Source organism: Knoellia sp. p5-6-4 (genome assembly GCF_029222705.1).
Lineage (GTDB): Bacteria > Actinomycetota > Actinomycetes > Actinomycetales > Dermatophilaceae > Pedococcus_A.
Genome location: NZ_JARGZF010000001.1, coordinates 506280 through 521281, shown reverse-complemented (window position 1 = coordinate 521281; position 15002 = coordinate 506280). Strand labels below are relative to the sequence as shown.

The 15002-nt window shown below is 70.3% G+C and carries 11 protein-coding genes; 8 read left to right on the top strand and 3 right to left on the bottom strand.

Annotated features, from left to right (window positions below):
* Positions 1-77: 77 nt before the first annotated feature.
* Both P2F65_RS02490 and P2F65_RS02485 read right to left on the bottom strand, forming a co-directional pair.
* On the bottom strand, positions 78-533 hold the full coding sequence (locus P2F65_RS02490) for a hypothetical protein (protein WP_275803824.1): 456 nt from the start codon (positions 531-533) through the stop codon (positions 78-80).
* A 51-nt stretch (positions 534-584) separates the two neighbouring features.
* Positions 585-1040 (bottom strand): hypothetical protein, encoded by a 456-nt coding sequence (locus P2F65_RS02485; RefSeq protein WP_275803822.1) that lies wholly within the window; start codon positions 1038-1040, stop codon positions 585-587.
* A gap of 186 nt (positions 1041-1226) precedes the next feature.
* Between P2F65_RS02485 and P2F65_RS02480 the strand changes: the two genes are divergently transcribed.
* The 3 genes from P2F65_RS02480 to P2F65_RS02470 all read left to right on the top strand — a co-directional run bounded on the left by P2F65_RS02480 (position 1227) and on the right by P2F65_RS02470 (position 5082).
* Positions 1227-1853 carry a TetR/AcrR family transcriptional regulator gene (locus P2F65_RS02480; RefSeq protein WP_275803820.1) on the top strand — a complete coding sequence of 209 codons (627 nt, stop codon included), beginning with the start codon at positions 1227-1229 and terminating at the stop codon, positions 1851-1853.
* Positions 1854-1903: 50 nt separating this feature from the next.
* Positions 1904-4267, top strand: coding sequence for an MMPL family transporter (locus P2F65_RS02475; protein ID WP_275803818.1), 2364 nt, complete (start codon positions 1904-1906; stop codon positions 4265-4267).
* A 173-nt stretch (positions 4268-4440) separates the two neighbouring features.
* Positions 4441-5082, top strand: coding sequence for a hypothetical protein (locus P2F65_RS02470; RefSeq protein WP_275803816.1), 642 nt, complete (start codon positions 4441-4443; stop codon positions 5080-5082).
* 26 nt (positions 5083-5108) lie between these two features.
* Here the strand turns inward: P2F65_RS02470 and P2F65_RS02465 are convergent, their stop codons facing one another.
* The gene (locus tag P2F65_RS02465) at positions 5109-5714 is read right to left on the bottom strand and encodes a GNAT family N-acetyltransferase (protein WP_275803813.1); all 606 of its coding nucleotides are present in this window, start codon (positions 5712-5714) and stop codon (positions 5109-5111) included.
* 161 nt (positions 5715-5875) lie between these two features.
* On the opposite strand from P2F65_RS02465, the gene P2F65_RS02460 reads away from it, so the two are divergent.
* From P2F65_RS02460 to P2F65_RS02440, 5 genes are all read left to right on the top strand, one after another.
* The gene (locus P2F65_RS02460) at positions 5876-7042 is read left to right on the top strand and encodes a hypothetical protein (RefSeq protein WP_275803811.1); all 1167 of its coding nucleotides are present in this window, start codon (positions 5876-5878) and stop codon (positions 7040-7042) included.
* Between the two features lie 494 nt (positions 7043-7536).
* The gene (gene nrdR, locus P2F65_RS02455) at positions 7537-8043 is read left to right on the top strand and encodes a transcriptional regulator NrdR (protein ID WP_275803809.1); all 507 of its coding nucleotides are present in this window, start codon (positions 7537-7539) and stop codon (positions 8041-8043) included.
* A 206-nt stretch (positions 8044-8249) separates the two neighbouring features.
* The gene (locus tag P2F65_RS02450; protein WP_275803807.1) at positions 8250-11162 is read left to right on the top strand and encodes a vitamin B12-dependent ribonucleotide reductase; all 2913 of its coding nucleotides are present in this window, start codon (positions 8250-8252) and stop codon (positions 11160-11162) included.
* Positions 11163-11242: 80 nt separating this feature from the next.
* Positions 11243-11506, top strand: a complete 264-nt coding sequence (locus P2F65_RS02445) for a hypothetical protein (protein ID WP_275803805.1) — start codon at positions 11243-11245, stop codon at positions 11504-11506.
* 470 nt (positions 11507-11976) lie between these two features.
* Positions 11977-14955: a S8 family serine peptidase gene (locus P2F65_RS02440; RefSeq protein ID WP_275803803.1), complete on the top strand. Its 2979-nt coding sequence runs from the start codon at positions 11977-11979 to the stop codon at positions 14953-14955.
* The last annotated feature ends 47 nt before the right edge of the window (positions 14956-15002 follow it).

Here is a 15002-nt window from a genome sequence, read left to right as displayed (position 1 = left end):
TGCTCGCTAGCTCTGAGGGGCCCGGGAAGCAGTGGCAGAGTCGTGGACCGTGGTGCTTCCCGGACCGACTCAGGGGCTCACGCCTCGAGACGCTCGGCCGTGAAGGTGCCCGTGACCGTGTCGGTCTCCTCGCCGTCGGAGTCGTAGACGGTGACCTCGAACCGGCCCGAGACCTTGTCGTCCTTCAGCTTGCCCCAGACCTCGATCTTGGCCGAGGTGTCGTCAGCGGGGTAGCCGACCCACGAGGTGGCCTTGAACTTGTCGTCGCCCTTGTCCTCCCAGGAGCCGGTGCCGACGCCTCCCGCTGGGCGGACGTCGTTGGTCAGGAACACGCCTCCGTCGATGAGGCTGGCGACGCCGATGCCCTTCTCGCCGTTCTCGTCCTCGTGGTGAACCAGCCAGCTGCCGACCAGGCCGTTGCTGCTGTTCGCCGGCGCGGCGCTCACGCCTGCTCCGGTGACGAGAAGCCCACCGGCGGCGACGCCCGCCGCGGCGCGTACGGCCTGCCGCCGGTTGATGGTGATCTCACTCATGCGAATCTCCTTGCGCGTTGCGGTAGTTGGACCCGCTGTGAAGGGTTGACGTCACGCCTCGAGGGGCTCGCCGGTGAAGGTGCCCTTGAACGAGTCGACCTCCTCGCCGTCGGAGTCGTAGACCGTGCCCTCGTACCGCCCGGAGATCTCGTCGCCGTCCAGCTTGCCCCAGACCTCCACCTTGATGGAGTGGTCCTCGGCGGGGTGGCCGACCCAGAAGGTGACCTTGAACTTGTCGTCTCCCTTGTCCTCCCAGGAGCCGGTGCCGACGCCGCCGGCGGGCCGGACGTCGTTGCTGATGAAGACGCCGCCGTCGACGAAGCTGGCGACGACCAGGCCTTCGTCGCCGCTCTCGTCATCCGTGATGGTGACGAGCCAGCTGCCGACCAGGCCGTTGCTGGCGGCTGATGCCGCTCCGACGCCCGCGCTGGTGACGAGCAGGCCTCCGGCTGCCACACCCGCTGCTGCGCGTACTGCCTGGCGCCGGTTGATCGTGATCTCGCCCATGAGAACCTCCTGCTTCAGGTCTGGTTCCCCTGCTCCTTCCGCATGTTTCGCCCGCTGCGTGCGGGCGCACACCCCCATCCGTCCTATGCCCTCGGGGAGGGCCATACGTCGGGTTGACGGGCCGCCACACTCGCTGCCTGAAGAGCAAACTTGCCCAATGGGCAATCAGTGGCGCATGCTGGCCCGGTGACCGACCGGGCAACCGACCGCGTGACCGAGCCCAGCCTCCGCGACGCCAAGCGAGCCGCGACCGCCCGGGCCCTCTCCGAGGCAGCCTTCGCGCTGGCGAGCGAGCGCGGCGTCGACGGGTTCACCATCGACGACGTCGCCGCCCGGGCGGGCTACTCCCGCCGCACCTTCGCCAACCACTACTCCTGCAAGGAGGAAGCCGTGGCGGCGGTCATCCTCGAGGTGGTGCGCGAGGGGGTCGGGCAGCTGCCTGATGTGCCCGCCGACGCGCCGCTGCTCGACTGGCTGTCCGGGGTTGCCCGGCAGCAGCTCTCCGGCCCGATGCTCGAGACGATCCGCAGCGTCCAGGCGCTGGCCGAGGCGCACCCGAGCCTTGACCCGTGGTTCCTCGAGGTCCAGCGCACCATCCGCCAGGTCGCCCTCGACGTGGTGTCGGAGCGGGCGGGCGAGCGCTACTACGCGCTCTACGTGCACCTGCTCGTCGGCGCCCTCTACGGCGCGCTGTCGGCGGTGCTCGACGGACCGTTCACCCTCCGCCTGCCGGGCGAGCGCAAGCAGGCAGCCTCGCTCGACGTCGACGCGTTCCTCGCGACCACCTTCGCGCACCTCCGCGACGGCTTCTGACACCCACCACCGCGACCTCCACCCTCCACGAGAAGAGCAGCACACCAACGATGTCCACGTTCCTCCACCGGCTCGGCCGGCTCGGCTTCAGCAAGCCCTGGGCTTTCATCGGCGCCTGGGCCGTCATCCTCGGCGTCGTCTTCGGCACCCTCGCGGTGGGCGGCGGCAAGATCTCCGACAGCGTCACCATCGAGGGCACGCCCTCCCAGCGGGTGCTCGACACCCTCGCCGAGCGGCTCCCAGCCGCGTCGGGGTCGCAGGGCAGCATCGTCTTCACCGTGCCCGAGGGGGAGCGGCTCGACACCCCGGAGCGACAGGCGGCGCTGGCCCAGGCGGCCCGTGCGGTCTACGACGACGACCTCGTGGTCAACCCGGCGCAGCAGGCCGAGGAGGCCGCGAAGCAGGCTGCCCAGGCCGGGCCCGAGGCGCAGGCGGCGCTGAAGGCGCAGCAGGAGGCGGCGCAGCAGGCCGCCCGGCAGGCTGCCGAGCAGGCGGCCGCCGGTGGCGGCCAGCCGCGGCCGCTCGTCGTGGGCGGGCAGCCCGTGCCCGGCATACTCGTCTCCGCCCGGGGTGACGTCGCGCTGTTCTCGTTCCAGCTGGAGGAGCAGGTGCAGGACCTGCCCGAGGACGCCACCGCGGGGGTCGTCGAGGCGGCCGACTCCGCCGTCGAGCAGGCCGGCATCACCGCGACGCCGAGCGAGTCGCTGCAGAAGATGGAGCCGCCGGTCGGCGCCACCGAGGGCTTCGGCCTCATCATCGCCGCGCTCGTGCTGGTGCTGACCCTCGGCTCGCTGCGGGCTGCGGGGCTGCCGCTCATCACCGCACTCGTCGGGGTCGCCGCGGGTGTCGGGGGTGCCTTCGCGCTCTCGCACAGCTTCACGATGTCGGCCACCACGCCGGCGCTCGCGCTCATGGTCGGTCTTGCCGTGGGCATCGACTACGCGCTGTTCATCGTCAACCGGCAGCGACGGCTCATCCTCTTCCAGGGCCTCGACGCCAGGGAGGCGGCGGCCCGGGCGGTCGGCACCGCCGGCAGTGCCGTGTTCTTCGCCGGGCTGACGGTGGTCATCGCGCTCGCGTCGCTGAGCATCATCGGCATCTCGATGCTCACGACGATGGCGTTCGTCGCCGCGGCCACGGTGCTCTTCGCGGTGCTCATCGCCCTGACCCTGCTGCCGGCGCTGCTCGGCCTGGTGGGCGAGAAGATCGCGTCGTCGAAGGCCCGCGCCAAGCGCGCCGAGATGACCGCCAACGAGGACCACGGCCTCGCCAACCGCGTGGTCACCGGCATCGTGCGGCGCCCGGTCGTGGTCATGCTGGCGGCCGTCGCGGTCATGGGCGTCGCCGCCATCCCGATGGCGTCGATGACGCTCGGTATGCCGTCGGGGGCATCCGCCAACCTCGACACCACCGCGCGCCAGAGCTACGACGCGATCACCCGCGGCTTCGGCGAGGGCTACAACGCGCCGCTGCTGGTGACGGCCGAGCCGACCACGCCGGGCGCCGCCATTGAGCCGCAGGACCTCGCCGCCATGGCCGGGGCCATCGGCGCCGTCGACGACGTCAAGACCGTGACCCCGATGGGCGTGCTGCCGACCGGTGACCTCGCGATCTTCAGCGTCATCCCCGAGAGCGGGCCCGACGACGAGGTGACCGTCGACCTTGTGCAGGGCCTGCGCGCCTCCGACTCGGCCGTGGCGCAGGAGTTCGGCGTCGACCTCGGGGTCACCGGCCTCACCGCGATCAACATCGACATCTCGAAGAAGCTCGGCGACGTGCTGCCGGTCTACCTCGCGATCATCGTGGGCCTGTCACTGGTCATCCTGACGCTGGTGTTCCGCTCGCTGGTCATCCCGGTAGTGGCGACGCTCGGCTTCCTGCTGAGCATCGTCGCCACCTTCGGCCTGACGACTGCGGTCTTCCAATGGGGTTGGGCCGGAAGCGTGTTCGGCATCGACAGCCCCGGGCCGGTGATCAGCATGCTGCCGATCATGGTGACCGGCATCCTCTACGGCCTGGCCATGGACTACCAGGTGTTCCTGGTGACCTCGATGCGCGAGGCGCACGTCCACGGCTACAAGGGCGTCGACGCCGTGGTGCACGGCTTCGACCAGGCCAGCCGGGTCGTCGTCGCCGCGGCGGTCATCATGACCGCGGTGTTCGCCGGCTTCATCTTCAGCCACGACGCGATGATCAAGCAGTTCGGTCTGGCGCTCGCGGCGGGCATCGTCATCGACGCGTTCCTCGTGCGGATGCTCGTCATCCCGGCGTCGATGGCGCTGCTGGGGGAGCGGGCCTGGTGGATGCCGCGCTGGATGGAACGGGTGCTGCCCGACCTCGACGTCGAGGGCGACAGGCTCATGGCGCGCCTCGAGCAGGACGCGTCGGCGCAGGAGCCGGTCGCGACCCACTGACCCTGCCTATGACGGTCGACACGCTGCGAAACGGCCCATGGGGCGCTCTCCGGGGGCCGTTTCCCAGCGTGTCGTCGGGCCCTTCAGCGGCCGCGGTGCATGCTGCAAGGACAGGTATGCCGCGTGGCCGAGAGGGCTTGACCGCGGCGGTGCGCCGGGCGCACCGTTGAGACATGGGGACGGGGCTCAGCCTCGGGGGAGCTGGTCTCGTCCTGCTGCTGATCGGCCTGGGCTGCTCCAATTCGTCGTCCGGTGAGTCTGCGGTGGTTGCGCCCGCCTCACCCGGGCGCACGGACGTGGCTGGTGCCCGAGCCTCGCCGGGCGTCCCGCCGGGGTTCAGCTGGGGGCCGGTGGACTCCGCGGTGACGTCCCCGGAGGCCTACATCGTCGCGTCCGGCGGAGAGGCGGCCGACGGCAGCGGCGGCAGCGACGTCGTCTGGCTCGACTTCATTGGGGCTGCCCCACGGTGCGTGGCGGAGTACGTCTCCTCACCGGTCAGGGACAGGGGCACCGCCGAGGCCGTCCGCATCACCGGACGGGCGTTCCTGCGAGTGCGGTGCTCGCCCGTCGATGCCATGTCGATGCCGCCGCTGCCGCTCGGGACGCCGGGGGCGCGCTACGACAGGGAGTCTCGGCGCTACCGGTTCGGGGCAACCGGGGCCCGCAACGTCGTGGAGGGGGTGCAGACCGACTTCATCTACGGTGCCGTCACGTGGACCCTTGGCCTGCGGCACGCTCGACCCTTCGGCATCCGATGGCTGGGTCAGCCCGACGGCAGGGGACGGCAGACGGCGCTTGTGGTCATCCTGCAGTGACCGTGCGCGCGATGGCGGGCGGGCGTCTAGGTGAGGTCGCGGCGCATGGTGAGCCGCGGCATACCGCTCGCCACCGCGTCGGTGCGGCCGACTACGCGGAAGCCCGCCTTCTCGAACATCGCCTTCGTGCCCACGAACGCCATGGTCAGGTCCATCCGGCCCTGGGGATCGACGGGGTGGGCCTCGACGGCCGGCGCGCCGTGGGCTGCGGCATACGCCACGGCACCCTCGATGAGCGGACGGGTGACGCCCCTCTTGCGGTAGCCCGACCGCACCACGACGCACACGATGCTCCAAACGGGCAGGTCGTCGGTGGGCGGCATGAGCTTCGACCTCGCCAGGCGGGTGATCTCCGCGCGGGGGCCGATGTTGCACCAGCCGGCCGGCTCGCCGTCGAGGTAGGTGACCACCCCGGGCGGGTGCTCGCGCTCGCAGAGCCGGCGCATGGCCTGCTCGCGGGCGTCGTGGCCGGTGCCGCCGAGCTCAGTGATCTCCTTGTCCTGGAGCCGGTGCGAGAGGCACCAGCAGTGGTTGGCCCGACGGTTGGCGTTGATGACGTCGGCGAAGTCCTCGAACCGGTCGGGCGTGACCGGGTGCGTCTCCCAGGTCGGCGTCGCTGCGGCGGCTGTCATGGCACCAGCGAACCACCTCGCGCCGACACGGTCAGCGCCCGGCGCCAGGGGCTCTGGGTGCGTAGCATGGCCTCGAGGGGCCAGCTCCGCTGATGCGGGAGGTCACAGTGGTCTCGACATCGCAGCCGACGGCACCGACACGCACCTGGCCAGGGACGAGCGTGGTTCCCTTCGTCGTGGTCGGGGGCCTGGCCGGCCTGGTGTGGGCGGCGGGGTTCCGCTCGTGGATGGTCCAGCTCGTCGGGGACGACTCGACCTTCAGCTGGATGACGTTCACCCTCCTCCTGCTTCCGGGGACGGCCGTGGGGGCACTCCTCGGCTGGGCTGCCCACGGGCGCCCCGGCCGCACGCGGACGGCCCGCTGGCTGGCGCTCTCACCGCTGCTGCTGTCGTCGGCCCTGCTCGACCCCACGATCTTCGAGCAGCTCATCACCAGCGGCATCGGCAGCGGGTCGCTCATGGTTGTCGCGACCGCGCTCGCCGGCGGGTTCGTGCTCGGTCGCCGTCGCTGGTCGGTGCTCCGTGTCGCGGCTGCGGTTGTCGCCGTGCTCGGGCTCCTGCTGCTCACCTTCATCGGCACCATGGACGCGCCGATGAGCACGGCCCGAGGGGCGTGGGTGTCCCTCTTCGGCCTGACGCACGTCCTCGTGCTGTGCGTGGCGGCCGCGCTGCCCTACCCGGCGGGCGAGCCCCGCGCCGCCCGTGCGCGCTCGGACGTGCTGGGCCATGTCGCGGTCGGTGCGCTCGTCGGCCTCGCCTGGGCCTGTGCCCTCCGGGGCTTCATGGCCGAGGTGGCGGGGGACGAGTCGGGGGTCGACTGGGTCGGCACGTTCGCCTTCGTGCTGCTGCCCGGCCTGGTGGCGGGCGGGCTGCTCGGGTGGGCCGCACACCTGCGCCGCACGGGTGACCCGCGATACCGCCGCCGGCTGGCCCTCTCGCCCTTCCTCTTCGCGGCGGTGCTGTTCTCCGACCTGTCGGACCCGCTCGCCATCCTCGAGGACGGCGTGGGCGCCGGGGCGTTCGCCGTGCCCCTGATCGGCCTGCTCGGTGGGTATGCCGTGTGCGGCCGTGGGCGGGTGGTGCCGCGAGCGCTCGCGGGACTGGTCACCCTCGGCGCCATGTCGGTGGGGGTCTTCACGGCCACCGCTGTCGGCGGACCGAGCTTCGCCCTCGACACCCCGCACGGCCTGTGGGCGAGTGTGCTCTACCTCGGGCTGCTCGCCGTGCTGTGCCTCGGTGTCGCGGTGCCGCTGCACGCCGCGGTGGGGGAGACCGCGCAGGTGGAGCGGCCGGCCCGTCGGAGGCACCCGGCCCTGGCTCCGGGCTGAGGACGGGTCGAGGACACGCTGGTCGACGACACGCTGGGAAAGGGCCCTTCGAGGGGCGCTGAAGGGCCGTTTCCCAGCGTGTCGACGCCGAGAGGGGAGCCGCGGGGAGCCTGGGGGTATGCCGCGGGGCCGGCCACGCGGCATACCCACCCCCGTGCCCACCCCAGGTGCCCCCACATGTTGGGGTGTGGGCGGGCGTCCACACCCCAGATGTGGGGTCGCCGGCGGCGTCACACGGGCCTCATCCGTCACGGCGCGGCGCGCCTCCCACGGCTCTGACCTGCGGCGATACATCGTTCGGCTGATGTTTGAGCGAGCCGCTTGCATCGGGGGTCGGGGTGGGACAAGATATCCCTACATCTAGTGGTTACACCGTTGTCATTCGTCCACATGTAGTTCACAGGCGCAGGCCGGTTACCCACAGATTGTCCCCAGACGGTCCACATGGTCGTCCCCAGGAAGCACGTCGAGAAGCGCAGCGGAAGGAGCCCCACATGCACTGCCCCTTCTGCCGCCACACGGACTCCCGGGTGATGGACTCGCGCACCACCGACGACGGGAGCTCGATCCGCCGTCGCCGGCAGTGCCCGGAGTGCGGGCGCCGCTTCACCACGATCGAGAGCGCGAGCCTCACCGTGGTCAAGCGCTCGGGCGCGTCCGAGCCGTTCAGCCGCTCCAAGGTCCTCGCCGGGGTCCGCAAGGCCTGCCAGGGCCGGCCGGTCACCGAGGACGACCTCGCCCTCCTGGCCCAGCGGGTCGAGGAGTGCATCCGCCAGCAGGGGCACGCCGAGATCGACGCCCACGAGGTGGGCCTGGCGATCCTCGGTCCGCTCCGCGAGCTCGACGAGGTGGCGTACCTGCGCTTCGCCTCCGTCTATCAGGCCTTCGACTCCCTCGAGGACTTCGAGGCCGCCATCACGCTGCTGCGTGCCGAGCGCGACGCCACCGGCGTCGAGCCGAGCGAGAACGCCGCGGAGCCCAGCTCCGGCAAGCAGCCCTAGAGCTCCGGTATGCCGCCCGGCCCAGAGCAAGCGGCATACCGGGACCAACGCACAGAGCACGACCACTGCACCACCCAGCCGGGCAAGACCAGCAGTGCCAGCAGGACCGCACGGGGGATGACCACGGACAGCGTCGACTGTCAGTGGTCGGACCGAGAATTGACGAAGAGCACACACCACCACGAGGGGTCAGGGAGGCCTACCAAATGACAGAAACCGCCGGAGCACGTGCAGGTGCCCGCAAGAACGGTCGTGGCAAGGGCATTGCCATCGAGCGGATCTACACGACCCCTGGTGTGCACCCCTACGACGAGGTGACCTGGGAGAAGCGCGACGTCGTCCAGCAGAACTGGAAGACCGGCGCGACGATCTTCGAGCAGCGCGGCGTCGAGTTCCCCGACTTCTGGTCGATCAACGCCTCCACGATCGTCACCACCAAGTACTTCCGTGGCGCGCTCGGCACCGAGAAGCGCGAGCAGAGCCTCAAGCAGCTCATCGACCGCGTCGTGCTGACCTACGTCAAGGCCGGCAAGGACCACGGCTACTTCGCCACGCCCGAGGACGCCGAGGTCTTCGAGCACGAGCTGACCTACGCCCTGCTGCACCAGGTGTTCAGCTTCAACAGCCCGGTCTGGTTCAACGTCGGCACGTCGTCGCCGCAGCAGGTCTCCGCCTGCTTCATCCTCGCGGTCGACGACTCGATGGACTCGATCCTCAACTGGTACAAGGAGGAGGGCAAGATCTTCCAGGGCGGCTCCGGCGCCGGCCTGAACCTCTCCCGCATCCGCTCCTCCAAGGAGCTGCTGTCCTCCGGTGGCACCGCCTCCGGTCCGGTCTCCTTCATGCGCGGCGCCGACGCCTCCGCGGGCACCATCAAGTCCGGTGGCGCCACCCGCCGCGCGGCGAAGATGGTCGTGCTCGACGTCGACCACCCCGACATCGAGGAGTTCGTCGAGACCAAGGCGCGCGAGGAGGACAAGATCCGCGCGCTGCGTGACGCCGGCTTCGACATGGACCTCGGCGGCAAGGACATCACCTCGGTCCAGTACCAGAACGCCAACAACTCGGTGCGCGTCTCCGACGAGTTCATGCGCGCGGTCGAGGAGGGCACCAACTTCGGTCTGCGCTCCCGCACCACCGGTGAGGTCATCGAGGAGGTCGACGCCCGCAAGCTCTTCCGCGACATCGCGAAGGCCGCGTGGGAGTGCGCCGACCCGGGCCTGCAGTACGACGACACCATCAACGACTGGCACACCAACCCCGAGACCGGCCGCATCACCGCGTCCAACCCGTGCTCGGAGTACATGTCGCTCGACAACTCCTCGTGCAACCTGGCGAGCCTCAACCTGCTGAAGTTCCTCAAGGACGACGACACCTTCGACGTGGCGACGTTCCAGAAGGTCGCCGAGCTCGTCATCACGGCGATGGACATCTCCATCTGCTTCGCCGACTTCCCGACCGAGGGCATCGGCGAGACCACCCGTGACTACCGCCAGCTCGGCATCGGCTACGCCAACCTCGGCGCGCTGCTCATGGCCACCGGCCACGGCTACGACTCCGAGGGTGGGCGCTCGCTCGCCGCGGCGATCACCTCGCTGCTCACCGGTGCCGCCTACAAGCGCTCCGCCGAGCTCGCCGGCGTCGTCGGGCCGTATGCCGGGTACGCCCGGAACGCGGACGCGCACAAGCGCGTGATGCGCAAGCACCAGGCCGCCAACGACGCGATCCGCACCCTCGACGCGATGGACTCCGACATCCACCGCGCCGCCACCAAGGCGTGGGACGCCGTGGTGAAGGTGGGGGAGAGGAACGGCTACCGCAACGCCCAGGCGTCGGTGCTCGCCCCGACCGGCACCATCGGCTTCATGATGGACTGCGACACCACCGGCATCGAGCCCGACTTCTCGCTGGTGAAGTTCAAGAAGCTCGTCGGCGGCGGCTCGATGCAGATCGTCAACCTGACCATCCCGCGCGCGCTGAAGAAGCTCGGGTACCAGGAGGAGTCGATCGAGGCGATCGTCGAGTACATCGCCGACAAGGGCCACGTCATCGACGCGCCCGGCCTGAAGCCGGAGCACTACGAGGTGTTCGACACCGCGATGGGTGCGCGCGCCATCTCCCCGATGGGCCACGTGCGCATGATGGCCGCGGTGCAGCCGTTCCTGTCCGGCGCGATCAGCAAGACGGTGAACCTGCCGGAGGACGCGACGATCGAGCAGATCGAGGACGTCCACATGCAGGGCTGGAAGCTCGGCCTCAAGGCGATCGCGGTCTACCGCGACAACTGCAAGGTGGGCCAGCCGCTGTCCGATGGTGGCTCGGCCGCCAAGGACAAGGCTGCCTCTGCTGAGGCCGCGGCCGTCGAGGCCAAGGTCGAGAAGGTCGTCGAGTACCGCCCGGTGCGCAAGCGCCTGCCGAAGCGCCGGACCTCGCAGACCACCTCGTTCGCGGTCGGCGGTGCCGAGGGCTACCTCACTGCCGGCACCTACGAGAACGGCGAGCTGGGCGAGATCTTCCTCAAGTTCGGCAAGCAGGGCTCGACCCTGGCCGGCGTGATGGATGCCTTCTCGATCGCCGTCTCGATCGGCCTGCAGTACGGCGTGCCGCTGGAGACCTTCGTCGAGAAGTTCACCAACCTGCGCTTCGAGCCGGCCGGCCTCACGGACGACCCGGACGTGCGCATGGCGCAGTCGATCATGGACTACGTCTTCCGCCGCCTGGCGCTGGACCACATGGACTTCGAGACCCGCTCGTTCATGGGGATCCACACCGCGGAGGAGCGGGCCCGCCAGCTCGAGACCGGTTCGTACGCCCCGGTTTCCGAGGAGTCGGACGAGGAGATCGAGGACGAGCTCGAGAGCCTGCAGCAGTCGGCTCCCGTCGCCAAGGCGGCCAAGCCGGCCGAGGCGAAGGACGACAAGTCGGGTGAGGTGAAGTTCGGCGCCGGCGCTGCCTCCGCTCGTGAGGTTAGCGGTGTGGCGAGCTCGGCCGAGCTGCTGGAGAAGTTCCAGGGCAAGGCTGCTGACGCGCCGATCTGCATGACCTGCGGCACGAAGATGCGCCCGGCTGGTTCCTGCTACGTCTGTGAGGGCTGCGGCAGCACCAGCGGCTGCAGCTGACTCCAGCAGTTAGTAAACGGTGGGCCCGGAGCGATCGCTCCGGGCCCACCGCCTTCTCGGCCAACTGGTACACCCTGCAGATGTCCGACCTCTTCGCCGAGGCACACCTGTTCTTCGGCGGCGAGGCGCTCACCGAGGAGCAGCTCGCCTGGGCGCTCGAGCAGACGGAGGCGCAGGGCATCCCGCTCAGCGTCACGATGTTCGAGAAGTTCACCATCCCGCGCTCCCAGAACGAGCTGGAGGCGCTGTCGACGAAGTCCGGCGACGGCAAGGGCGTCGACCACTTCTTCGCCAAGTACGGCGACGCACTGTTCGGCATCTTCAGCGCAGCCCAGGCGCGCTGACCCACGCGTCCTCCGCAGACGGCCATCGGGACGTCGCCGGCGGAGGGCATCGGGGGAACGATCGGGGCGCCGCGCCTCCGGCACGGGGGAGCCGGGGCGCGGTGCCCCGCTTGTGCGCCGTGCGCCCTTGGCCTCATACATCACCGCGCGTTGACGCGGACCCAGCCTCACCTGACGCCGATCCTGGCCGGGTGACCGATGCCACCCCCCGGAAGTTGTGAGCAACTGCGCGCCATCGCAGCAAACCCGCATGGGGGAGCAGGCCTCGGGCGCATTGCCGGATCCCGGGCCTCCTCCGCTGAGGTGCCTGGCGTCAGCCGAACGGCCGAGAGTCGTGAGAAAGGGCGCGAAAGGGGCGCCCCACACGGTAGGAAATGGTCGATTCGCCGTTATCTGACGGAGACACCTTCCGGGGCCGGGCAGGCTCCGACCATCCAGGGGGTTCAATGCCGGCTGCACGCCGACGTTCCATGATCTCTGCCGTTCTCGCGCTGGGTCTGGCCGTGCCGGCCGCCTCGGCCGCACTCGGCGCCGACACGTCGCGGAAGCCCGACGTCACCAAGAAGGAGCGCCTCGAGCAGCTCGCGTCGCAGCGGACCAAGCGACTCGACTCGGCGAAGGCACCAGACAAGCGCGACCACCGCAACAACGCGCTGCGCCGGCTCTCCACGGATCGAGCCGCCTCCTCCGACGTCGTGCGGCTGGCGGTCAAGGCCCGTGGCGGTGCGTCCGCCGGTTCGTCGTCGCTGAATGACGTGGCGCTCGCAGCCAAGGCCCAGGGCGGACGGCAGCAGAAGGTCCTGCGCCAGATCGGCACCGTCTCGGTCGAGGTGCCCAAGGCCATGGCAGGCCTCGTCGCAGACCGCCTCCGCCAGCGCCGCGACGTCCAGAGCGTGCACGTCGTCGGCCGCCGCACCTTCGACTACGTGCCCAACGACGAGAGCTACGCCGCCACCGCGCCCTACCTCGACGCCGTCACCGCCCCGGCGGCCTGGGACGTCAAGACAGCAGACCCGGCCGTGCGGATCGCCGTGGTCGACAGCGGCGTGGACGTCGACCACCCCGACCTGACCGGCCGCATCGCAGGCAGCTACAACGCGGTGGACACGAGCTCCGATGTGACCGACGCGATCGGCCACGGGACCTTCGTCGCCGGCGTCGCGGCAGCCACCGGTGACAACGGCATCGGCATCGCCGGCGCCTCCATGGGCGCAAGCGTGCTGGCGGTGAAGGTCGCTGACTCCGTCGGCGACATCTGGACCGACACCCTGGCATCGGGCATCATCTGGGCCGCCGACCACGGCGCCGACGTGATCAACCTGAGCCTGGGCAGCGGCACCCCCGACCAGATGGAGAGCGACGCGGTCGCGTACGCCGTGGGCAAGGGTGTCCTGGTGGTCGCCGCCGCGGGCAACGACGGGACCACCACGCCGAGCTACCCGGCGGCATACCCGCAGGTCATCGCCGTGGGCGCCACGGACGCTGCTGGCCAGCGGGCCGGCTTCTCCCAGTACGGCAGCTGGGTGACGGTCGCTGCCCCGGGCACCGCCATCACCAGCACGACCCCCACGGAGGGCAGCAGCAACTTCGCGAGCGGCTACGACCTGGCACAGGGCACGTCCTTCTCCACGCCGATCGTGGCGGCGGAGGCTGCGCTGCTGAAGTCCCTGCGGCCGGGGATCGCGGCGACCGACCTCCGCACGGCCATCACGCGTTCTGCCCACGGCTACGCGGGCCTCGGCCTCGGCGCGGGGCAGGTCGACTTCCGGCAGGCTCTCGACACCGTCGCACCTGACTCGGTGCCAGTCCTGACCGCACCGACGACCGGCGCCGGGGTGTCCGGCGTGGTGGACCTGTCCGCGGCATCACAGGCTCCCAAGGTGCGCTTCCTCGTCGACGGGGCCCCGCTCGGCGGACTCGTGCCGACGGTGGACGGCACCGCGCGGGCCACTTGGCCCACCTGGGGCCTGGCCAACGGGGCCCACACGGTCGCCGTGGCGGCCTGCAGCGTGGCTGACCTGTGCAACACGCCAGGTGAGGCCATCCCGGTGACGCTGTCGAACCCGGCCCCCGTGATCACCTCCCCGACGGCGTCCCAGACCGTGTCGGGCAGCGCCACCTTCACGGCCACGGCGAGTGGCGGTGCGGTCGGCTTCTACGTCGACGGCGTGCGCAAGGGTCTCGACACCTCGGCGCCGTACTCCATGACCTACCCGGTGAGCGCGCTCACCGACGGCACGCACACCCTCAAGGCGGTCAGCTGCACCACGGCCGGCGACTGCAGCGGCCCGTCGTCGTCGGTGTCGTTCAAGAACCTCTCCCTCCACCCGAAGCTGACCTCTGTCTCCCCGGCGGTGTTCAGCCCGAACGGTGACAAGCGCTCGGACACCACCAAGGCCACGTGGTCCCTGCCCGACACCGAAGCGGTGAAGCTGCAGGTGCGCAACGCCGCGGGGAGCGTCGTCCGAGGCCCGCTCAACCTGGGCACCCAGTACGCCGGCTGGCACACCTACACCTGGAACGGCTACGTCAACGGCGGCACCCGCGCACCGAGCGGCACCTACAAGCTCGAGCTGGTGACCAGCCGCACCTCGGGCACCACCACCCTGCGCGGGTCGGCGGTGGCCAACGTCACGGTGGACCTCGGGTCCCCGACCATGTCGTCCATCAGCGGGAGCGGCACGACCTTCTACCCGTATGCCGACGGCTACAAGGACAGCTTCTCGCCGGCGTTCACGCTGAACGAGAAGGCGACGGTGACGCTGACGGTCAAGAACAGCGCGGGCACCGTCGTGCGTTCGGTCTCGGCGCTCCGGTCGGCCGGTCGGACCTACCTTTCGTGGAACGGGCGCACCGGCTCCGGTTACCAGGTCGCCGGCGGCACCTACTATTGGACGCTCACCGCGCAGGACACGGCAGGGAACCGGCGCTACAGCTCGCGGTACCCGGTGTACGTGAGCAGCAAGAAGCTCGTCACCAAGACGGCGACGCTGGCCAGGTACGGCGCCGACTACGAGTGGGCCGGTGGCAGTGACACCTCCTGCGCCGACGCCGACCCCTGGAGCTCGGACTTCTACCCGAACGGCCTGTGGCTGGCCAACACCTGCTACTACGACGGAGAGATCGCGGCCGCCGCGTACCGCTTCACCCTGCCGGCGGCCTACAGCTACAGCTCCCTCCGCCTGGACACGTACGGCAACTCGCTGTACCCCTCCAAGCTGGGCGCCGGCTTCACCAAGTGGGGGACGGACACCTACAGCTACACCAAGGAGATCAGCACTGGGACCTCCAACGCCTGGCGCACCATTGGGACGGTGTCGCCCTCCGGGTTGGTCAGCTCCGGACGTGTGGTCGAGGCGTCGCTGTACCTGCCGAACACCTACGAGTTGAACGACTACGACATCGGCCAGGTCCGACTGGTCGTCACCTACAAGGTGCTGGGCTACTAGGGCGCCCAAGCATCGGGGCGGCGTCGCGGCACAACTGTGACGCCGCC

What these genes read in the sequence shown, in the direction of transcription:
- P2F65_RS02445 (WP_275803805.1), top strand. Translation starts at nt 11,243, where the DNA reads ATGTCCGACCTCTTCGCCGAGGCACACCTGTTCTTCGGCGGCGAGGCG.
- nrdR (WP_275803809.1), top strand. Translation starts at nt 7,537, where the DNA reads ATGCACTGCCCCTTCTGCCGCCACACGGACTCCCGGGTGATGGACTCG.
- P2F65_RS02490 (WP_275803824.1), bottom strand. Translation starts at nt 533, where the DNA reads ATGAGTGAGATCACCATCAACCGGCGGCAGGCCGTACGCGCCGCGGCG.
- P2F65_RS02475 (WP_275803818.1), top strand. Translation starts at nt 1,904, where the DNA reads ATGTCCACGTTCCTCCACCGGCTCGGCCGGCTCGGCTTCAGCAAGCCC.
- P2F65_RS02450 (WP_275803807.1), top strand. Translation starts at nt 8,250, where the DNA reads ATGACAGAAACCGCCGGAGCACGTGCAGGTGCCCGCAAGAACGGTCGT.
- P2F65_RS02485 (WP_275803822.1), bottom strand. Translation starts at nt 1,040, where the DNA reads ATGGGCGAGATCACGATCAACCGGCGCCAGGCAGTACGCGCAGCAGCG.
- P2F65_RS02465 (WP_275803813.1), bottom strand. Translation starts at nt 5,714, where the DNA reads ATGACAGCCGCCGCAGCGACGCCGACCTGGGAGACGCACCCGGTCACG.
- P2F65_RS02440 (WP_275803803.1), top strand. Translation starts at nt 11,977, where the DNA reads ATGATCTCTGCCGTTCTCGCGCTGGGTCTGGCCGTGCCGGCCGCCTCG.
- P2F65_RS02470 (WP_275803816.1), top strand. Translation starts at nt 4,441, where the DNA reads ATGGGGACGGGGCTCAGCCTCGGGGGAGCTGGTCTCGTCCTGCTGCTG.